Raw genomic sequence first — 19834 nt, forward strand, 5'->3', positions numbered from 1 at the left:
GGTGAAGACGGTGGCCGTCGCGGTGCCCGCCAAGGCGGTGGTGCCCAAGAAGGCGCCGCCCCCTCCCCCCAAGAAGCAGCCCGCCAGGCCCGCTCCGAAGAACGGCAAGCGCCGCTAGCCCCCTTCCGAGCACTCGAAGCGGACAGAGACTCGCAGGGGAATATGGCCAGTGACGGGGGATTGCATTATCCCTCGACCCTCCTATGCGCACCTTCCGCCGCGGCCTGACCGCGTTCGCTCTCGTCGCCGGCCTCTCGGGCTGCTCCCACTCCCCCTCCTCCGCCAGCATCGCGCCGCGCGTGCTGGAGTCCGCCGCGGAGAAAGCCCAGTCCGGTTCGGACGAGGCGCGCACGCTCGCGTTCGCCGGCTTCCACGCGCACCTGCTCGCGGGCGACTCCGTCCAGGCGCAGCAGCGCTTCGACGCGGCCATCGCCAAGGACCCGGGGGACCCGTACGCGCTCATCGGTCAGCACCTGCTCGCGCGGCGCGCGGGACGGCCGGACCGGGCCCTCACCGCCGCGCTGGAGCTGGTGACGCGCGCGCCCACCCACCCGCTGGCCCTCATCGCCGCGCGCTACGCGCTGGACACCGTGGGCACCGCGCCGCCGCTGGATGACGCCATCCTCAAGGCCGCGCAGCAGGCGCTCGGCGCGGGCGCCACCGGAGAGACGGCCTACCTGCTGCGCGGCGCGCGGCTGTCCGTCGCCGTGGCGCGAGGGGACACGAAGGCGCGCGACGCGGTGCTGCGGGAGCTGGGCGGCGTGTCCGAGGCGACGCTCGTGGGCCCCTTCTCCGCCTTCCACGTCCTGTCCTGGGATGAGCCGTTCCCCACGAAGCAGGACGGCTCGCTCGCGGGCCCCTTCACCGGCGCCTTCGGGACGGTGACGCCGCGCAAGCTGCTCGCGCCGGACGGACGGCTGGACCTGGCGGGCGAGCCCGGCGAGGGCGACGTCTACCTCATGGCCTTCGACGCGGAGGTGCCGGAAGCGGCCACCTACGTGGCGCGCTCGGTGAGCGCCGCGACCCACCAGCTCCTCTTGGACGGCGCGCCGCTCATGGAGCGCCGGGGCTGGGAGCGTGCCACCAGCACCGTCACCACCCGCGCCGTGGCGCTGCCCGCGGGCAAGCACCGCTTCATCGTCCGCCAGCTCAAGGGCGCGACCTCCGGCGTGCTGTCCTTCTCGCTGATGCGCGCCGACGGCCGGCCCTCCAACGTGCGCTTCACCGCCGCCACGGGCGCGGCCCCCGCGTCCTGGGGCAGCGCGCCGAAGACGTCCGAGGCCGTGGGCGTGTACCCCACGACGCAGAGCCTGAAGGACGCGCTGTCCGGTGAGGCCGGAGACCTGCTGTCCACCGTGCTCGCGGCCCGCGACGGACTGTCGCGCGACGCGGACGGGGCGCGCCGGTTGATGGCGGACGTGGAGGCCACGACGCCCGCGCTGCTGTCGCTGCGCGCGGAGCTGGCGGCCGCGGACCGTACGGTGCCCGCCAAGGTGGCGCGCGGTCGGGCCACCAGGGACCTGGAAGCGCTCCTGCCCAAGGACCCCGGCAACGTGGGCGCGCTGCTCCTGCGCGCGGACCTCTTCATGGACGACGGCCAGGCCGCCTCCGCGCTGGAGACGCTGAAGACGGCGAGCGAGGCCGTGCAGCCCCCGGGCTTCCCGCTGTTCCTGATGCGGGCGCGCGCGGCGCTGACGCTGGACGTGGACGCGCTGGCGGAGGAGTCGCTGGCGGCGGCGCTGCAGATTCAGCCCAACCTGTGTGAGGCGCTGGGGCTCCAGTACAACCTGGCGCGGCGGCGCGACGCGGTGGAGCGTTCGGACGCGCTCGTGGAGGCGCAGGAGAACTGCCCCGGCGTCCAGGCGCGGCGGGCCGACCACGCGCGCACGCGCGGCGATTTGGAGACGGCCTCGCGCGCCTTCGCGGAGATGCTGGCGCGAGACCCCACCAGCGTGAGCGCGGGCACGTCGCTGGCCACCCTCTACGTGGGGCTGCGCCGCCACGACGACGCGCTGGCGGTGCTCCAGGCCCTGACGGTGACGTGGCCGCGCAACGCGGAGCTGCTCAAGCGCATGGCGGACGTGCGCGAGTACGCGGGACAGAACGCGGAGGCGCTCGCGATGCGGGAGAAGGCGCTGGCGCTGGAGGGCGAGGACCTGTCGCTGCGGCGCGCGGTGGAGCGCGCGAAGACGGGCAAGGAGCTCTTGCAGGAGCACGCCATCGATGGACGCGAGGCGATGCGCGCCTACGACGCGGAGCCCGTCACCGGCGGCGCGGCCGTGTTCGTGCTGGATGCGGCGGCGGTGCGCGTGTACCCCGACGGCAGCATCGTCAACCGCATCCACACCATCCAGAAGGCGCTGGAGCAGTCGGGCGTGCAGGAAATCGCCGAGGTGAATGTGCCGCGCGGCGCCCAGGTGCTGGCGCTGCGCACGCTGAAGGCGGACGGGCGCGTGCTGGAGCCGGAGAACATCGAGGGCAAGGACACGGTGAGTCTGCCCGGCGTGCAGGTGGGCGACAGCGTGGAAGTGGAATACCTGCTCGCGGAGAGCCCTCGCGGCCCCGCGCAGCCGGGCTTCACGGCGTCCGCGTTCTACTTCCAAATCGCCAACCAGCCCAACGCGTGGACCACGTACACGGTGGTGGCGCCCAAGGGCTCGGGCATGAAGGTGGACGCGCACGGGATGAAGGCGCCCCCGCCGACGGTGAAGGGCGACGAGGAGGTCTTCCACTACGAGGCGCGCCGCGTGCCGCCGTTCATCCCCGAGCCGGACGCCCCTCCCTCCGGCAACGAGTATCTGCCCTTCGTCATGGTGGGCGCGGGCGCCACGGGCAACGAGGGCCTGATTCGCGTCTACGGCGACGCCTTCCAGGACCGCTGGCTGCGCACGGCGGAAGTCGTGGACTTCACGCGCAAGGCCACCCAGGGCAAGCAGGGCCTGGACGCGGTGAAGGCGCTGCACGCGGCGGTGATGCAGCGCTTCTCCGGACGGGACAACGGGCTGGGCCAGTCCGCGGCGTCCACGGTGGCGCAGGACCGGGGCAGCCGGCTGGCGGTGCTGAAGGCGGGCCTGGAGGAGCTGGGCATCCCCTCGCGCGTGGCGGCGGTGCGCACCTTCAACGTGGACCCCAACGACTACCTCTTCCCCAACGACAGCCTGCTGCCCTACGCGGCGCTGCGCGTGGAGGTGCCGGGCAGCGAGCCGGTGTGGGTGGATACGTCGGTGCGCTTTGGCCCCTTCGGCGAGCTGCCGGAGTTCGCCATGGGCGGGCGTGACGCGTACCTGGTGCCGGAGCCGGGCCGGAAGTTGGAGGTGGTGAAGACGCCCGCGATGAAGGAGTCCGCGGGCAAGCAGGTGCGGCTGACGCTGTCGCTCGACGCGGAAGGCAAGCTCAGCGGCAAGGGCGAGGAGACGTACCTGGGGTTCGAGGCGGCGCAGTTGGCCGAGGCCTTCAACCAGCTGTCCGCGGAGAGCCGCAACCAGGCGCTCCAGGGCGCGGTGGCGCGGTACTTCGGAGGCGCGGCGCTGTCGAGCGTGAAGCTGGACCACGAGGACGTGGTGGGCGCGCCCTTCGTGCTGCGCTACGAGTTCACCGTGCCGCGCTTCGGGCGACTGGAGGGCGACAAGCGCATGGCGCTGGGGCCCCTCACCTTCCCCGCGCAGCTCGGCCGGCGCTACGTGCAGCTCAGCTCGCGCCGCACGCCGCTGTACATCGACAACACGGAGGCCAGCAGCACGCAGGTGACGGTGGCCCTGCCCTCCGGCTGGAAGCTGCCGGACCCGCAGCCGGCGCTCGACGTGAAGAACCCGTTCGGCCGCTTCACCCGCACGGAGAAGCAGGAGGGCGCGACGCTCACAATCACCGAGTCGCTGCGGCTGCCCCGCGCACGCGTCGCCCCGCGCCAGTACGAGCAGTTCTCCGGCTTCACCGGCGACGTGGACCTCATCCAGACGCGCGAGATGTTCCTCGTGAAGCCGTAGTCCAGGCCGAGCTGGCCAGCGGGAAGCGGACGCTCCGTCGCCCGCCTGGCCACCCGGCGTCCCACCCTTTCAGGCGACTTCGGCGGGCCTCCCGGGTTGAATACGGGGGGCCCGCTCGCGTCTGAAGGCCCATCGAAGTCCCTCGCGAGGGGGATGGCATTCTCAACACGGAGACGACGTCATGAGTCCTCGAAGCTGGCTCTGGATGGTGGCCCTGCTGTCGGCCCCGGTGGTGCAGGCGCAGACAGCCCCGGTGCCCTCGGACACGGGTTATGCCGACGAAGGCCGCGAGTACGCCGACGGCGACTACGACGAGGACTCCGACGAGGAGATGGCGCCCATGGCCCCCCAGCCTCCTCCGTCGCTGCCCACGGAGCGGCCGTCGCGGCGGCCCTACGCCGGCGCCGTGTGGGCCTCCGGTCACTGGTACTGGGACGGCGGCGAGTGGCGCTTCAACCCCGGCACCTGGGTGGCCCCCATGGCGGGCTACCAGTTCGTCAACGGCTACTGGGAAGAGGACCGGGGCTCCTGGTACTGGGTCTCCGGCGGCTGGGCGCGCCAGGGCACCACGGAGGTGGAGATTCCCATCGCCGTCTCCGCGGAGACGCTCTCCACCCAGCAGGCGCCTCCCGCGCCTCGCCAGGAGATGCGCCCGGCGGCGCCCTCCGCGAACCTCGTGTGGGAGCCCGGCTATTGGTACTGGTCCGGCAACAACTGGGACTGGGTGGACGGCACTTGGGCCGCGCCGCCGCGAGCCGACCTGGTCTTCGTCTCGCCCCGCTGGGTGCAGCGCGGACTGGCGTGGCACTTCCTCGGCGGAGGCTGGGCGCCTCGCGGCTCCGTGAATGTCACCATCCCCGTCTTCCGCCACGCGCGCGTCACCGTGGGCTGGGGCCACCCCAACTACTTCGCCCACACGTGGTACCGCGCGCCGGCCGTCCGCTACTACTACCACCGCCCGTGGCGGACCTCCGGCCACTACTACCGGAATGACCGCGTCTGGCGCTCGCCGACCTACCACAGCTACTGGAGGGACCGCGGCGGCCCCCGCCACCACGACCGCGATGACTCCTGGCGCAACCGTGGCAATGACCGCTCGCACCGCGATGACCGCTGGAAGGGTCAGCAGCCGTCGCGACGCCAGGACCGCTGGCGCGCGCCCAGCCAGCGCTCGCGCACCCATGACGCGACGCCTGTCGGCGGTGGCTCCCATGGCCATGGTCGCGGCCGGGGACGTGGTGACCGCCACTGAACATCGCCCGGCACCCAAGGCGGAGGCACCCCGGCCTCCGCCGTTCACTGGCTGACAGGAGCCTCGTTCAGACTCGCGAAAATCAAGATTAAACAGCAAATCCAAGGTGCTTCATGACCCTCCCCCTGGAGTGCTCCATGACATCCTGGATTCGTGGTTTCGCGTGGTTGGTACCCCTGTGTTTGCTGGCCGTGGCGTGTGAGCCCGAGCCCTCGCTCGAAGCGGCGGAAGCCCCGAGCGAGGTCGGCACCACGAGCGCCGCCATCACCCTGCCGCCGTCGTATGCCGATGCGCTGGTGACGGCTGTCTCCCAGCCCACCGCGCTGGCCTTCACTCCGGATGGGCGGCTGCTCATCACCACCCAGGGAGGACAGCTGCGCGTCTTCGCGGGCGGCGTCCTGGTGGCGACCCCGGCGCTGAACCTCGCCGCCAGGCTGTGCACCAACTCGGAGCGCGGGCTCCTGGGCATCGCGGTGGACCCGGACTTCAGCAGCACCGGCCATCTGTATCTCTATTACACGTTCAACAAGTTCAACACCTGCACCACGAACATCACCAACGTCGCGGTGAACCGCGTCTCGCGCTTCACGCTGTCGACGGGGAACGTGGTGAACCCGGCCAGCGAGCTGGTGGTGCTGGACAACATCCCCTCCACGGCGGGCAACCACAACGGAGGTGATTTGCACTTCGGCGCGGACGGGTTGCTCTACGTCAGCGTGGGTGACGGTGGCTGCCAGCTCGGGGACCCGAGCCGCTGCGCGGGCCAGAACACCACCGCGCGCCGCCTGGACGTCCTGCTGGGGAAGATGCTGCGCATCCGCAAGGACGGCACCATCCCCACGGACAACCCCTGGTACGCGGCCTCCGGCAGCCGTCGCTGCGGCAACCCCGCGGGCGTGCCGACAGGCACCGGGCCGTGCCAGGAGAACTACGCCACGGGCTTGCGCAACCCGTTCCGCTTCGCCTTCCAGCCGGGCACCAACACCTTCTTCATCAACGACGTGGGCCAGGGCGTCTGGGAGGAAATCGACGAGGGCATCAAGGGCGCGGACTACGGCTGGAACACGCGCGAGGGCCACTGCGCCAACAACTCCACCACCAGCTGTGGGGCGCCTCCCGCCGGGATGACCAATCCGCTGTTCGACTACAAGCACGGCACCAACCCCACGGGCTCGCCCTTCCAGGGTTGCAACTCCATCACCGGTGGCACCTTCGCGCCTCCCGGGGCCTGGGCCTCCTCGGATGACAACGCGTACTTCTTCAGCGACTACGTCTGCGGCAAGGTGTTCAGGCTGACGCGAGGCTCGGGGGGCGCCGTGACGGTGGACGCGTTCGCCACCGGCCTGGGGGGCAGCTCCGCGGTGACGCTGCGCTTCGGCCCCGCCGGTACGGGCCAGTCGCTCTACTACACGACGTACGCGGGCGGTGGAGAGGTCCGCCGCATCGACTTCACCGGCACGCGCAACCGGGCACCCACGGCCGCGCTGTCCGCGAGCCCCACCGCGGGCGCCACGCCCTTGACGGTCAATTTCAACGGCGGCGCCAGCAGCGACCCGGACGGGGATGCGCTGACGTACGTCTGGAACTTCGGGGACGGCAGCGCCGGAGTGGAGACGACCGCCGCCACCACCAGCCACGTCTACACCGCGAGCGGCGCCTTCACGGCCTCCCTCTCGGTGCGCGACGCGCGCGGCGCCACGCCCGCGCAGGCGGCCACGCTCCGCATCGACGCGGGCAACACCGCGCCCGTGCCCGTCATCACCGGTCCCCTGGAGAGCCTGCGCTTCTACGCGGGCCAGCCGCTGGTGCTGACGGGCAGCGCCACCGACGCGGAGGATGGCACCCTGCCGGCAACGCAGCTCACCTGGCGCGCGCTCTTGCACCACAACGAGCACACGCACCCGCTGCTCGCGGCGACGAGCGGCAACAACATTCCCCTCACCGCGCCCCAGCCGGAAGACCTGCCCGCGGTGCTGACGAACTTCGTGGAAGTGCAGCTCACCGCCACCGACTCCCAGGGCCGCACCACCACGGTGTCGCGCAACCTGCTGCCCCACATCGTCGACGTGGCGCTGGACTCGGTGCCCTCGGGGCTGACGCTGGAGGTGAATGGCACCTCCTTCACCACGCCCACCATCATCAAGTCCTGGGAGCGCTACACGCTCAACGTGGCGGCGCCCTCGCAGACCGACTCCAGCGGGGTGTGGAAGGTCTGGGCCTCCTGGTCCGACGGCGGCGCGCTGGCGCACGGCTACCTGACGCCCGCGTCCAACTCCAGCCTCTCCGCCACCTATCAGAACGGCTTCGCGGCCCGGGTGGACTTCCTGCCCGCAACCTCGGCCGCACCCTCCGGCTACGTCGCGGACACCGGACTGACATTCGGTGACCGGGGCAACGGGCTGTCCTACGGATGGAACACGGACAACTCCACGCAGACCCGCGCGAGAGGTAGCGCGGCCTCGCCGGACGCGCGCTACGACACCTTCACGCACCTGCAGAAGACGGAGAACCCGAACGCGGTGTGGGAACTCGCCGTGCCCTCCGGCCAGTACCGCGTGACGATTGCCGCTGGAGACCCGGACCACGTCGACAGCGTCTTCTCGCTCGCGCTGGAAGGACAGCCCGCGCTGTCCGGAACGCCCAACGCCACCACGCACTTCTTCACCACGACGACCACCGTCAACGTCTCCGACGGCAGGCTGACGCTCACCAACGGCAGCGGCGCCGCCAACAACAAGGTCAACTTCGTGGACGTGGAGCAGCAGTAGTCCAGGACACACCTCGCCCGGGACAGCGCTGCCTCCCGTACGCAGTCAGTCGCGCCCGGGCGAGGCGTACCCCGCCACCGCCTTCGTGCACAGGACACGACGCCCGCCGGCGGCGGCCCCTTGGACAGGAACGACGCCCCGGCGACCACCACCACTGAGCGCCGGCGGACAGCCCCGGTGGAGGCCCCAGGCATCCCCGTTCACCCACCGACAAGGAGCCTCGTTCCAGCTCGCGAAAAGTCGGCGCCGGCGCCAAGGGCCATGCGCCTCACGCCCCTCTTTCGGAGTCTCCCATGCCCCCCTGGCCCTGTCGTTTCGCGCGGGTACTGCCCCTGCTCCTCTTGTCCGTGGCTTGCGCGCCCGAACCCTCGTCCGACATGGCCGAAGCCCCTGACGAAGTCAGTGCCACGCGCGCCGCCGTCACCCTGCCGCCGTCGTATACCGACGCACTGGTGACGAACATCCCGGAGCCCACCGCGCTCGCCTTCACGCCGGATGGGCGGCTGCTCATCACCACACAAGGGGGACAGTTGCGAGTGTTCACCGGGGGCGTGCTCTTGCCGACGCCGGCACTGAACCTCTCCGCCAGGCTGTGCAGCGATTCGGAGCGAGGCCTCCTGGGCATCGCGGTGGACCCGAACTTCATCAACACGGCCCACATCTTCCTCTATTACACGTTCAACAAGTTCAACACCTGCGGGACGAACATCCCCAACGTGCCGGTGAACCGCGTCTCGCGCTTCACGCTGTCGGATGGAAACACCATCAATCCCGCCAGCGAGGTGGTGCTGCTGGACAACATCCCCTCCACCGCGGGCAACCACAATGGAGGGGACCTGGCCTTCGGCTCGGACGGGCGGCTCTACATCAGCGTGGGTGACGGTGGCTGCCAGCTCGGGGACCCGAGCCGCTGCGGCGGACTGAACAACACGGCGCGCAGGCTGGACGTGCTGCTGGGAAAGATTCTGCGCGTCCGCAAGGACGGCAACATGGCCCCGAACAACCCCTGGTTCGACGCGCCAGGAGCCCGACGCTGTGGCAACCCCGCGGGCGTTCCGCCAGGCACCGGCCCCTGCCAGGAAATCTACGCCACGGGCCTGCGCAACCCGTTCCGCATCGCGTTCCGTCCCGGCACGAGCAGCTTCTTCATCAACGACGTGGGCCAGAGCGTCTGGGAGGAAATCGACGAGGGCATCGAGGGCGCGGACTACGGCTGGAACACGCGGGAGGGGCACTGTGTCACCGCCTCCGCCACGAACTGTGGAGCACCTCCCGCCGGGATGACCAATCCGCTGTTCGACTACAAGCACGGCGCCAACCCCGGGGGCTCCCCCTTCCAGGGCTGCAACTCCATCACCGGGGGCGCCTTCGTGCCGCAGGGAGCATGGGCGTCCAACGATGACGACGCGTACTTCTTCAGCGACTTCGTCTGCGGCAAGGTGTTCAAGCTGACCCAAGGCCCTGGCGGCGCCGTGACGGTGAGCGCGTTCGCCACGGGCCTGGGCAGCGGCTCCGCGGTGTCGCTGCGCTTCGGCCCCTCCAGCACCGGGACGTCGCTCTACTACACGACGTACGAGGACGGCGGAGAGGTCCGCCGCATCAACTACATCGGCACCGTCCATCAACCGCCGTCGCCGTAGTCACCGCCAGCGCCCCTCCACCTGCCAGGCCTCAAGTGGAGGGCATCAGCGCCCGGGCGAGGTGCTTGACGTAGTCGGAGCGCTCCCGCGCGGAGCGCAGCGTGTCCGGGCTGGCGATGGACAGGTGCAGCAGGCCCACGTACGTGGAATACGCCTGGAGCGCCCACGCGCGAGCGTCCCGAAGTGGCATGCCCATGGCGCGGTACAAAGACACCAGATAGTCGATGCGCCGCCGGGACACGCGCGCGAGCACCGGCTGGATGAGCGGATTCGCGGCGGCGGCGGCGATGGCCACCTCGATTCTGCCCGCGGGCTCGGGCTCGAACGTCACCACGAGCAACTGACGCAGCCGCGCCTCGGGCGTCGGCAGGGCGTCCAGGCGGGTGATGACATCCTGGGTGGCCAATTGCTCCCACCGCTCGAGCGCGGCCCGCACCAGCGCCGGGCGCCCCTTGAAGTGCCAGTAGAAGCTGCCCTTCGTCACCCCCAGCTTCCCGGCCAGGCGCTCCACCGACAGCGCATCCACGCCATCGACGAGGCTCCACAGCGCCGCGTCCGCCCAGTCCTCGGCCGTCAGCCCAGGGCCCCGGCGCCGGGCGCGAATCTCCTCGAAGGTCCGAAAGGTGGAAGGGCTCGGCGGGCGGGAAGAAGCGCGGCTCATCGCCCCTCGAAGTCTGGCGGACCGCGCCGCTGGCGTCCAGGACCCTCTCCTTGTTACGTCTCCTCCATACGGTACCGTATGGACATGCGGAGCCGTATGTCAGAGGGGAGGCCGCGCATGCGAGTGACGACGGGGACGCTGCTGATGGTCGTCGGAGGGCTGCACCAGGTCGTGGGGCTGGTGCTCTACCGGGGGCCCTTGTGGGAGATGGCGAGCGCGGGAGTCCTCGCCAGCGTGCCGGAGGACATGGGCGCCCGTGCGGCGGCCTTCTGGTTCCTCGTCGCTGGCTGGGGAATGATGCTGCTGGGTGCCCTGGCGCGCTGGGTGGAACGCGAGACGGGCCGCCCTCCCCCGGCGAGCTTCGGCTGGGGACTGCTGGGCCTCGGCGTGTTCTTGGTGGTGCCCATGCCGGTGACAGGGGGCTGGGTGCTGCTGCCGCTGGGCCTGCTCGCGCTCCGGCGGGCGCACCGCTTCGTGAAGGCGCTGCCCGGTGTGCCGCCCGAGTTCCTGGAGGGCGCCCACCACGTGGACGTGAAGACGGTGGAGTCGGAGCTCTCCCTGCGCGAGTTCGTCGCCCGGCTGATGTCGTATCAGCCCGCATGGGTGACCGCGCTGTTCACGGTGCGCGGAGTCTTCGTCCGACTGCTCGGCCTGCGCCAGGTCGGCGTACCCCAGCCCAGGCGTCTGCGCGCGGAGGACGTGCCCATGAGCCGGGGCGCCACGGCCGCCTTCTTCACCGTGCGCCACGCGGAGGAGGAGCGCGCCTGGGTGGTGGGCGCGGAGGATTCGCACCTGGATGCGGTCCTCGCCGTCTGCGTGGAGCCCGGCCCCACCCTCCCGCGCCGCTTCCACGTCGTGACGGTGGTGCGCTACCGGAACTGGGCGGGGCCGGTGTACTTCAACGTCATCCGGCCCTTCCATCACCTGGTCGTCGGCGCCATGGCGCGAGCGGCGGCCGGAACACTCGGCTCCGTGGCCACGTCAGGCGCTCCAACGGCGCATCGGTAGCAGCGGGACTTCGAGCCGTCCCCTCAGGGAGGCAGTCCGGCGGACAGCGCCTCGCGGATGTTGGCCGCCGTGTACTGCGTTCCCCAGAGGGCGTTCACCGCCAGGGCCACCCACTCCGCGCCGAGCACGACCCCACCCGTGGTCAGCTCGAAGAGCGCCACGCGCGGGTCCGCCAGTTCGCGCAGGCGGGGGGCCACCGCGGACATGTCCCGGCCGTAATACTGGAGGACGCGCACCTCCCACAGCCAGGCCACCAGCGTGTCCTGCACGAAGGGGACGAAGAGCACCTGTGAAGGGCCCCCCAGATTCGTCAGCAGATGCCCCAGCGTCACCGTGTTGACCGCGTGGCCGTACTGGCCCACCAGCAGCCCGTGGTCCAGCCCTCGCGTGTTCCAGTCCGGCGCGTCCAGGTGCAAGAGGTACAGCGCCGTCAGGCTGGGGCCGACGAGGGATGCCAGCGTCTGCGTCTGCTCCACTGGCACGAGCGTGTCCCAGTCCTCGTGGATGACGAGGAACGGCGTGGAGAGCTTCGGTGCCAGGTGCTCGCGCGTCCACCGGCTGTAGTCCGCCCCCGCCGTGCCTGGAGCGCCTCCCGTGGTGGCGTTGATGCGGCGCAGGTAGGGCTCGAAGAAAGTGGCGTACTGGTTGCGCACCACCGGGTCCGACACCCGCGCGGGGATGACGGACGTGAGGTATTCGTACTGGCGCGCGAAGTCGGACAGCGGGAAGAGCGCCACGCCCACCTTGGGCCGCGCCTCCACCGGAGCATCCGCCGCGGCGTAGAGCGCCTCGAAGCCGCCCCATGAGCCGCCATGGACACCGATGCGCGAGCGGTCCACGCCGGGGGCCTGCGCGAGAAAGCGCATGCCCGCGTGCATGTCGTCCCGGTCGTTCTGGATGTCCCCGCCCGCATAGAAGCGACCGAAGACGTTGAGCACGCCGAAGTCGTGGAACAGATAGAAGAACGACTCCGCGGCGATGAACTCAGGCGGGCTGATGGAGAAAGCGATGGCGGACGAACCCGCGTGGTGGTGGGGCTCGCTGTCGTCTGGATGGATGCCCGGCCCTCGCAGGGCCCACTTCTGGTCCACCACCTCGCCCGTCCACGTGATTCCGTCATAGGGACGGGTGAGCATCATCGTGGGCCACAAGCCCGGGTTCCGGGGCGGGAACCACTGGGCATAGGTGGGCGCCTTGCCGGCCTCCTGGAGCCGCAGCAAGTGGTACTGCCAGAGCTGACCTCCAGCCTCCGCCTGCCCGGACCCCAGCACCGTCACCGACAAGGCGGGATTCGCGAGCTCGGTGGTGTCGGGAGACACGCCCTCGACGTCCGAGGCGGAGGCGGAGCATCCCAGGAGGGCCAGTGCGAGCAGTATCGTGCGCATGTCCTCCAAGACACCGCGCTCGGACTTTTCTGAAAAGGGTCCGCGGCGATTTCGTCGCGGACCCGACAGCGGACCCAGGCGCCCTGAGAAGCCACGCAAGGCGCCTCCCGAAGGCCCCCCTCAGCGCGTCAGAAGTAGCAGGTGCTGTCGGCGCCGCAGAAGCCCTGAGCGTTGTTGCACACGCACTGGGAATCCTCGGAGCAGAACTGCTGGTGGCAGAGAGGGCCACCACCACCGCCACCCCCGCTCGGATACGTGTACTCGCACGCACTTTCGACACAGGCCGCCGTCCGCGCGTTCGGACACGCCTCCCAGCAATCACTCACGTCGGAACAGAAGGACTGGTGGCAGATGGCGAGCGAGGCACGCTCCGCCTCCTGCTCACCGCCGATGCAGACGGCCTCCTCCGTGGATTCCGCGTGGGCGGGCAGCGCGGAGAAGATTCCCGCGAAGAGGGCGAGAAGGGCCGCGACACTCCACGGCAGGTGCTTGCGAAGTGACACCATGAGGATGCTCCTTTCGACTCACACACAGGCCGCGCGGCATTGCGCGGACCTGGATACAGTCTACAGGAGCAACTCGATTGCACTCCAGGCGCGCTTCCCCGTCACGCGCCCACCCAGACCGACAACGGCGGCCTACTTCGACGCGGGAGGCGCCGGGTCCTTGAAGATGGCCACATGCGGCTGGCCGTCCTGTCCCACATAACCCCGGTACATGCCCGACGAGTTGAAGGGCATGGCCACGTTGCCTTCGCGGTCCATGGCGATGACTCCGCCTTCGCCTCCAGCCTTCACCAGCACGTCATGGACGACGACGTTGGCGGCCTCGGGCAGCGGGAGTTCCTGGTACTCGACGCGCGCGCAGATGTCGCGCGCCACCGTGTAGCGGATGAAGAACTCACCATGGCCGGTGGCGGAGACCGCGCAGCGCGGGTCCGCGTAGGTGCCTGCGCCGATGATGGGGGCGTCGCCCACGCGGCCGTAGCGCTTGTTCGTCATGCCTCCGGTGGACGTGCCCGCCGCGAGGTTGCCGGCCTGGTCCAGCGCCACCGCGCCCACGGTGCCGAACTTGTGGTCGCCCGTCACCGGGTCGTAGCCGGGACGCAGCGACGACGAGGGCTGTCCCGGAGCGGGCGTGGCGCGCTCCTTCTCCAGCGCGCGCTGGAGGCTCTGCCATCGCTCCTCCGTGAAGAAGTACTTCGCGTCGACCAGCTCCACGCCCTGGGCCTTCGCGAAGGACTCCGCGCCCTCTCCAATCATCATCACGTGTGGCGACTTCTCCATCACCCGGCGCGCCAGCTCGATGGGGTTCTTCACGTGCCGCAGGCCCGCCACCGCGCCCGCCGCGCGCGTCGTTCCGTCCATGATGGCGGCGTCCAGCTCGTTGATGCCGTCATGGTTGAAGACCGCGCCCTTGCCCGCGTTGAAGTGGGGCGAGTCTTCCAGGATGCGGATGGCCGCCGTCACCGCGTCCAGGCTGCTGCCGCCCTGAGCAAGGACCGAGTGCCCGGCCTGGAGTGCCTGCTGGAGCACGGCGCGAACCTCGGCCTCGCGCTCCGCGGAGAGATTCTCCCGGGAGATGACTCCCGCGCCTCCGTGGATGACCAGACCCCAGCGCGGCTTGCGAGCAGCGGAGCCTTCCTGGGTGAGCCGGGCGTCATCGACGCGCGCGGACTCCGCGCTGGTGCAGCCCATGGGGATGAGGAGCAGCGCGGTCCCCGCGACGAGGCTCCGGGGAAGAGAAGGGAGCGAAGCGAACATTCGGCGACCTCCAGCGGCAGCCGGGAGACGAGGCGTGTGTGGCACCAACACCCGACGTCCCGGACAGGGTGTCGGGTCGGTAGCACGGCGACCCGGGAGGCACAACGGCGCCTGCCCGCCTGCCTGCTCCATCCCGTCATGCAGGGACGCACCACCATGCACAGAGTCCGGAGCGTCCAGGGGACAGGAGCGCGCGATGAAGAAGCTGAAGGGCTTGCGGGTGGCGGTGCTGGCGACGAGCGGCTTCGAGCAGGTGGAGCTGACGCGGCCAGTCAAGAAGCTGGAGCGCCAGGGCGCGGAGGTGACCCTCGTGTCGCTCCTGCCCGGCCACATCCGAGGCATGAACCACATGCTCCCCGGCAAGAAGGTCCGCGTGGACGCGACGCTGAAGGACGTGAAGGCGGCGGACTTCGACGCGGTGCTCCTGCCCGGAGGTCTCATCAACCCGGACACGCTGCGGCAGAGCGCGCTCGCGAAGGACTTCATCCACGACGCGGATTCGCTCAACCTGCCCATCGCCATCATCTGTCACGCGCCGTGGCTGCTCATCTCGGCGGGGCTCACCGAGGGGCGCACGCTCACCTCGTGGCCCGGCATCCGCGACGACGTGAAGAACTCCGGCGCGCAGTGGCGCGACGAGGCGATGGTGCGCGACGACAACTGGGTCTCCAGCCGGGGGCCGCAAGACCTGCCCCTCTTCGAGCGCGCCATGGTGGAGCTGTTCGAGGAGAAGATGCCGGAGGTGCGCGAGCGCATCCGCCACGCCGGGGAGCACCCCGCGCCCGCGCGCTACCATGCTCCGACGGAGCCGACGCGCCGCTGGCCCCGGCTGCTCGCGGGGAGCCTCGCCACGGCGGCCTTGAGCTTCGGCGTCCGCAGGCTCGCGTCACGCTGACGCGCCTCATGCACAGCGGGGACCTCACGAGGGTACCCCGGGCGCACGCCTGAGCCGCGTGCGGGGGCACACGGCTCGGCGACGACGACTTCACACGCGCACAGCCGCTCCGCGCGTCACATCCAGCCGAGCTGGAGCCGCGCCACGTCCGTCATCCGGCCCTGGTCCCAGGGCGGGTCCCAGACCAGCTCGACGTTGGCTTCCTTCACACCCGGCACCGAGCCCACCTTGGTGCGCACGTCGTCCACCAACACCGGGCCCATGCCACAGCCGGGCGCCGTCAGGGTCATCTGGATGTCCACGCGCTGACCGCCTTCCGGCAGCGGCTCCGCCTTGCACGCGTACACCAGGCCCAGCTCCACGATGTTCACCGGAATCTCCGGGTCATACACCGTGCGCAGTTGCTCCCAGACCTGCTCCTCGTGGAAGGCACTGGCGTCCCCGGCGGCCTTCTCCTGCGGCGCATACTCCGCGCCCAGCGCCGCGCCGTCCTTCTCGTCGATGCGGAAGAGCTGCCCGTAGGGGTCCTGCACCGTGATGTTGCCGCCCAGGGTCTGCATCACCCGCAGCTCCGCGCCCTCCGGCAGCACCACCCTGTCACCACTGGGAATGATGGTCGCGGGAACCTCCCGCTCCAACATCGCCGTCACGCCTCGCATGGTCCGCTTCCTCCTTCCCTACTCCGTGGAAACCGCTTCATCTCGCCCTTCCAGCGCCGCGCGCATCGTGTGCCACGCGAGGCTGGCGCACTTCACCCGGGCAGGGAACTCGCTCACGCCGGACAGCACCGCGAGCTTGCCCAGCGCCTCCACGTCCACCGACTCCGGCCCCTCCGTCACCAGCTTGTGCACCTTCTCGAAGAGGGCCTCCGCCTCCGCGCGCGTCTTGTCCTTCACCACCCCGGTCATCAGCGACGCGGAGGCGCGGGAAATCGCGCACCCCTGCCCCTGGAAGCCGATGTCGCGGATGACGTCTCCATCCACCTTCATCGTCACGGAGAGCTGGTCTCCGCACAGCGGGTTGTGCCCCGCCGCCTCGTGGTTGGCGCCCTCCACCACGCGGTAGTTGCGCGGCCGCTTGGAGTGCTCCAGCACCACCTCCTGGTAGAGGTCCTTCAAGTCGTCCGAGCCCGAGCTCATCGGAACACCTCCCTCACCTTGTGCAATCCACGCACGAGCGCGTCCACGTCCTCGCGCATGTTGTAGAGCGCCAGGGACGCCCGCGCCGTCGCCGGCAGCTTGAAGTGCTGCATCACCGGCTGCGCGCAGTGGTGGCCCGTGCGGATGCAGATGCCCTCGCGGTCCAGAATCGTCCCCACGTCGTGCGGGTGGATGTCCTCCAGCGTGAAGGACAGCACGCCCGCCTTCTCGCGCGCGGTGCCCACCAGCCGCAGCCCCGGCACCGACTCCAGCGCCTGCGTGGCGTAGGCCATCAGCGCCCGGTCATGCTCGGCGATGGCGTCCAGCCCCAGCGCCTGCAGATAGCGGATGGCCGCCGCCAGCCCCACCGCGCCCTCCAGGTTCGGCGTCCCCGCCTCGAACCGGTGCGGCACGCGGTTGTACGTAATCTTCTCCATCGTCACGGAGAGAATCATGTCGCCGCCGCCCTGATACGGAGGCATCGGCTCCAGGCGCTCCAGGCGCCCGTACAGCACGCCGATGCCCGTGGGGCCGAACAGCTTGTGCCCGCTCAGCGCATAGAAGTCGCAGCCCAAATCCTGCACATCCACCGGGAAGTGCGTGACCGACTGCGCCCCATCCACCAGCACGGGGATGCCCTTGGCGTGGGCCCGGCGCGTCAACTCCTTCACCGGATTCACGGTGCCCAGCGCGTTGGACACGTGGGTCACCGCGAGGATGCGCGTCTTCTCCGTGAGCAGCGCGTCCACCGCGTCGAGCACCAGCTCGCCCCGGTCATCCACCGGAATCACCCGCAGCGTCGCCCCCGTCTGCTCGCAGAGCATCTTCCAGGGGACGATGTTCGCGTGGTGCTCCATCTGGGTGATGAGGATTTCATCCCCGGGCCCCACGTGCTTGCGGCCATACGTCTGCGCCACCAGGTTGATGGCCTCGGTGGTGCCGCGCACGAAGACGATTTCCCGCGCGTCCCGAGCGTTGAGGAAGCCACGCACCGTCTCGCGCGCGCCCTCGTAGGCCTCGGTGGCCCGCTCCGAGAGGACGTGGACCCCCCGGTGCACGTTGGCGTTGTCGTGCTGGTAGAAGCGGACGATGGCGTCGATGACGGCTTGCGGCTTCTGCGCCGTCGCCGCGCTGTCCAGGTACACCAGGGGCCGGCCCCGCACCTCCTGGTGAAGCAGGGGGAAGTCCTGACGGACGCGCTGCACGTCGAACGTGCTCATGCCGTCACCTCCGTCCGGGGTGCACCCGGAAGCTTCGGGGCGAGCAGCCCTTCCACGCTCGCGCGCACCGGCCCTTCCGGCACCGCATCCACCAACTCCCGAGCGAAGGCATACGTGAGCAACCGCTCCGCCTCCGCGCGGGGAATGCCTCGCGAGCGCAGATAGAACAGCGCCTGCGCATCCAGCCGCCCCACCACGGCGCCGTGCGCGCACTTCACGTCATCCGCCAGGATTTCGAGCTGAGGCCGGGTGTCCGCCTGCGCGTGCTCCGACAGGAGCAGGTTGCGGTTCTGCTGCCGCGAGTCCGTGCGCTGCGCGTCCTGCCGCACCTTCACCAGTCCGTGGAAGGTGCCTCGCGCGCGGTCATCCAGCACGCCCTTGTACAGCTCGCGGCTGGTGCAGCGGGGCACCGCGTGGTCCAGCGCCGTCCGCTGGTCCAGGTGCTGCGTCCCGCGCCCCACGTACAAGCCATTGAGGGTGGCATCGCCGCCCTCGCCCGCGAAGGTGACATGCACCTCGTTGCGAGCCAGCACGCCGCCGAAGGCGAAGGTGTGCGACACGAAGCGGCTGTCGCGGCCCTGCCGCACGTGCAGACCTCCCACGTGCACCGCCGCGTCACCCTCCGCCTGGAGCCGGTAGTGCTTCAAGCTGGCGTTGTCGCCGAGCGTCACCTCCGTCACCGCGTTGGTGAAGCCCTGGCCCGAGCCGCCGCCCGTCGCGCTGGCGTACGTCTCCACCAGCGTCGCCTCGCTGCCCTCTCCCGCCACCACGAGGATGCGCGGACTGGCCAGCACCGGCGCATCACCCCGGGTCAGGAAGACGAGCTGCACGGGCACCTCACTCAGCGCCCCCGGCGCCAGGCGCAGCACGGCCCCGTCCTCCAGCAACGCCGCGTTGAGCGCCGTGAAGGCATGCTCCGCCGCGAGCGCTCGCTGCCCCAGCTCCGCCTCCAGGAACGCCCCGTCCTCCACCAGCGCGTCGCGCAGTGGCTTCAGCGTCAGGCCCCGCGGCAGGCCCGCCACCGACGACAGCTCCGGCGACAGCCGACCATCCACGAACACCAGCCGGGGACCGGGCAGCGCGAGCCGCGCCACCACCGCCGCCAGCTCCGCCGTGCTCCCCGCCGTCGCGGAAGGCACGAAGGCTCCGTCCGCGATGGGCGCGAGGTTCGTGTACTTCCACGCCTCGTCACGCGTCGTGGGCAGGCCCAGCCGCGCGAAGTGCGCGAGCCCCTCCTGCCGCACGCGCTGGAGCCACGCGGGCGTGGTCGCCGTGTCCCGCGCCTGGAAGCGCGAGGCCACGTCCACATAACGAGTCAGCCCCGGCGTCATCGCCGTGCCTCCCCGCCCTTCGTCGCGGCACCCTTGCCGTCCTGAAGCCCCAGCCAGCCGTAGCCCTTCTCCTCCAGCTCCAGCGCCAGCTCGCGTCCACCGGAGCGGATGATGCGCCCGCCCGCCATGACGTGGACCTTGTCCGGGACGATGTAATCCAGGAGCCGCTGGTAGTGCGTAATCACCACCATCGCGCGCTGGGGCGAGCGCAGCCCGTTCACCCCACCCGCCACCGTGCGCAGGGCGTCGATGTCCAGCCCTGAGTCCGTCTCGTCGAGGATGGCCAGCCGCGGCTCCAGCACCGCCATTTGGAAGATTTCGTTGCGCTTCTTCTCGCCACCGGAGAACCCCTCGTTCACCGAGCGGTTCATGAAGGCCGCGTCGAGCTGCACCAGCTTGGACTTCTCCTTGGCCATCTGGAGGAAGTCCATCGCATCCAATTCCTCCAGCCCCTTCACCCGGCGCTGCGCGTTGAGCGCGGTGCGCAGGAAGTGCAGGTTGCCCACGCCCGGAATCTCCACCGGGTACTGGAAGGCGAGGAACACACCTTCGGCGGCGCGCGCCTCGGGCGCCAGCTCCAGGAGAGGCTTCCCATCGAGGAGGACCTCGCCCTTCGTGACTTCGTAGGCATCCCGCCCCGCGAGCACGCTCGCCAGGGTGCTCTTCCCAGAGCCGTTGGGCCCCATGATGGCGTGCACCTCTCCGGCGCCCACCTCCAGGTCGATGCCCTTGAGGATGTCCTTGTCGCCCACACGGGCGTGCAGATTCCGAACGGACAGCAAAGCCATA

General features: G+C 70.4%; 15 protein-coding genes. 6 read left to right on the forward strand and 9 right to left on the reverse strand.

All coding sequences use genetic code 11. From position 1 onward, the window contains the following. The first annotated feature begins 203 nt into the window (after positions 1–203). The 4 genes from FJV41_RS21705 (at position 204) to FJV41_RS21720 (ending at position 9643) form a co-directional block, all read left to right on the forward strand. Positions 204–3983 carry a DUF3858 domain-containing protein gene (locus FJV41_RS21705; RefSeq protein ID WP_141644438.1) on the forward strand — a complete coding sequence of 1260 codons (3780 nt, stop codon included), beginning with the start codon at positions 204–206 and terminating at the stop codon, positions 3981–3983. A gap of 181 nt (positions 3984–4164) precedes the next feature. Further along, positions 4165–5235: a YXWGXW repeat-containing protein gene (locus tag FJV41_RS21710; RefSeq protein WP_141644439.1), complete on the forward strand. Its 1071-nt coding sequence runs from the start codon at positions 4165–4167 to the stop codon at positions 5233–5235. Between the two features lie 137 nt (positions 5236–5372). Beyond that, positions 5373–8003, forward strand: coding sequence for a PQQ-dependent sugar dehydrogenase (locus tag FJV41_RS21715; protein ID WP_246137329.1), 2631 nt, complete (start codon positions 5373–5375; stop codon positions 8001–8003). A 293-nt stretch (positions 8004–8296) separates the two neighbouring features. Next, on the forward strand, positions 8297–9643 hold the full coding sequence (locus FJV41_RS21720) for a PQQ-dependent sugar dehydrogenase (protein WP_141644441.1): 1347 nt from the start codon (positions 8297–8299) through the stop codon (positions 9641–9643). A 31-nt stretch (positions 9644–9674) separates the two neighbouring features. Here the strand turns inward: FJV41_RS21720 and FJV41_RS21725 are convergent, their stop codons facing one another. Next, positions 9675–10304, reverse strand: a complete 630-nt coding sequence (locus FJV41_RS21725) for a TetR/AcrR family transcriptional regulator (protein WP_141644442.1) — start codon at positions 10302–10304, stop codon at positions 9675–9677. Positions 10305–10421: 117 nt separating this feature from the next. Between FJV41_RS21725 and FJV41_RS21730 the strand changes: the two genes are divergently transcribed. Continuing rightward, the gene (locus tag FJV41_RS21730; RefSeq protein ID WP_181790826.1) at positions 10422–11312 is read left to right on the forward strand and encodes a DUF6463 family protein; all 891 of its coding nucleotides are present in this window, start codon (positions 10422–10424) and stop codon (positions 11310–11312) included. 23 nt (positions 11313–11335) lie between these two features. Here FJV41_RS21730 and FJV41_RS21735 read toward each other — a convergent pair whose 3' ends face one another. From FJV41_RS21735 to FJV41_RS21745, 3 genes are all read right to left on the reverse strand, one after another. Then, positions 11336–12697 carry an alpha/beta hydrolase family protein gene (locus FJV41_RS21735; protein ID WP_141644444.1) on the reverse strand — a complete coding sequence of 454 codons (1362 nt, stop codon included), beginning with the start codon at positions 12695–12697 and terminating at the stop codon, positions 11336–11338. 128 nt (positions 12698–12825) lie between these two features. Further along, positions 12826–13203: a hypothetical protein gene (locus tag FJV41_RS21740; RefSeq protein WP_141644445.1), complete on the reverse strand. Its 378-nt coding sequence runs from the start codon at positions 13201–13203 to the stop codon at positions 12826–12828. 132 nt (positions 13204–13335) lie between these two features. Beyond that, the gene (locus FJV41_RS21745; RefSeq protein WP_141644446.1) at positions 13336–14460 is read right to left on the reverse strand and encodes an isoaspartyl peptidase/L-asparaginase family protein; all 1125 of its coding nucleotides are present in this window, start codon (positions 14458–14460) and stop codon (positions 13336–13338) included. A 196-nt stretch (positions 14461–14656) separates the two neighbouring features. On the opposite strand from FJV41_RS21745, the gene FJV41_RS21750 reads away from it, so the two are divergent. Beyond that, complete coding sequence (locus tag FJV41_RS21750; protein WP_141644447.1) at positions 14657–15355, forward strand: type 1 glutamine amidotransferase domain-containing protein; 699 nt, start codon at positions 14657–14659, stop codon at positions 15353–15355. Positions 15356–15471: 116 nt separating this feature from the next. On the opposite strand, the gene sufT is transcribed toward FJV41_RS21750, so the two are convergent. The 5 genes from sufT to sufC are packed head-to-tail and all read right to left on the reverse strand — an operon-like array spanning position 15472 to position 19833. Next, positions 15472–16014, reverse strand: coding sequence for a putative Fe-S cluster assembly protein SufT (gene sufT, locus FJV41_RS21755; RefSeq protein ID WP_141644448.1), 543 nt, complete (start codon positions 16012–16014; stop codon positions 15472–15474). Positions 16015–16032: 18 nt separating this feature from the next. Continuing rightward, on the reverse strand, positions 16033–16494 hold the full coding sequence (sufU, locus tag FJV41_RS21760; RefSeq protein ID WP_141644449.1) for a Fe-S cluster assembly sulfur transfer protein SufU: 462 nt from the start codon (positions 16492–16494) through the stop codon (positions 16033–16035). After that, positions 16491–17714, reverse strand: coding sequence for a cysteine desulfurase (locus FJV41_RS21765; protein WP_141644450.1), 1224 nt, complete (start codon positions 17712–17714; stop codon positions 16491–16493). The genes sufU and FJV41_RS21765 overlap by 4 nt, the downstream gene beginning before the upstream one ends. After that, positions 17711–19045: a Fe-S cluster assembly protein SufD gene (gene sufD, locus FJV41_RS21770; protein WP_141644451.1), complete on the reverse strand. Its 1335-nt coding sequence runs from the start codon at positions 19043–19045 to the stop codon at positions 17711–17713. Before sufD ends, FJV41_RS21765 begins: the two co-directional genes overlap by 4 nt. After that, positions 19042–19833, reverse strand: coding sequence for a Fe-S cluster assembly ATPase SufC (sufC, locus tag FJV41_RS21775; protein ID WP_141644452.1), 792 nt, complete (start codon positions 19831–19833; stop codon positions 19042–19044). The genes sufD and sufC overlap by 4 nt, the downstream gene beginning before the upstream one ends. Position 19834: the final 1 nt, after the last annotated feature.

The sequence above is a fragment of the Myxococcus llanfairpwllgwyngyllgogerychwyrndrobwllllantysiliogogogochensis genome, assembly GCF_006636215.1.
GTDB classification, from domain to species: domain Bacteria; phylum Myxococcota; class Myxococcia; order Myxococcales; family Myxococcaceae; genus Myxococcus; species Myxococcus llanfairpwllgwyngyllgogerychwyrndrobwllllantysiliogogogochensis.

Coding starts and splice junctions, on each gene's coding strand:
- sufU (WP_141644449.1), bottom strand. CDS start 16,494: ATGAGCTCGGGCTCGGACGACTTGAAGGACCTCTACCAGGAGGTGGTG.
- sufT (WP_141644448.1), bottom strand. CDS start 16,014: ATGCGAGGCGTGACGGCGATGTTGGAGCGGGAGGTTCCCGCGACCATC.
- FJV41_RS21710 (WP_141644439.1), top strand. CDS start 4,165: ATGAGTCCTCGAAGCTGGCTCTGGATGGTGGCCCTGCTGTCGGCCCCG.
- FJV41_RS21715 (WP_246137329.1), top strand. CDS start 5,373: ATGACATCCTGGATTCGTGGTTTCGCGTGGTTGGTACCCCTGTGTTTG.
- FJV41_RS21735 (WP_141644444.1), bottom strand. CDS start 12,697: ATGCGCACGATACTGCTCGCACTGGCCCTCCTGGGATGCTCCGCCTCC.
- sufD (WP_141644451.1), bottom strand. CDS start 19,045: ATGACGCCGGGGCTGACTCGTTATGTGGACGTGGCCTCGCGCTTCCAG.
- sufC (WP_141644452.1), bottom strand. CDS start 19,833: ATGGCTTTGCTGTCCGTTCGGAATCTGCACGCCCGTGTGGGCGACAAG.
- FJV41_RS21765 (WP_141644450.1), bottom strand. CDS start 17,714: ATGAGCACGTTCGACGTGCAGCGCGTCCGTCAGGACTTCCCCCTGCTT.
- FJV41_RS21750 (WP_141644447.1), top strand. CDS start 14,657: ATGAAGAAGCTGAAGGGCTTGCGGGTGGCGGTGCTGGCGACGAGCGGC.
- FJV41_RS21730 (WP_181790826.1), top strand. CDS start 10,422: ATGCGAGTGACGACGGGGACGCTGCTGATGGTCGTCGGAGGGCTGCAC.
- FJV41_RS21705 (WP_141644438.1), top strand. CDS start 204: ATGCGCACCTTCCGCCGCGGCCTGACCGCGTTCGCTCTCGTCGCCGGC.
- FJV41_RS21745 (WP_141644446.1), bottom strand. CDS start 14,460: ATGTTCGCTTCGCTCCCTTCTCTTCCCCGGAGCCTCGTCGCGGGGACC.
- FJV41_RS21725 (WP_141644442.1), bottom strand. CDS start 10,304: ATGAGCCGCGCTTCTTCCCGCCCGCCGAGCCCTTCCACCTTTCGGACC.
- FJV41_RS21740 (WP_141644445.1), bottom strand. CDS start 13,203: ATGGTGTCACTTCGCAAGCACCTGCCGTGGAGTGTCGCGGCCCTTCTC.
- FJV41_RS21720 (WP_141644441.1), top strand. CDS start 8,297: ATGCCCCCCTGGCCCTGTCGTTTCGCGCGGGTACTGCCCCTGCTCCTC.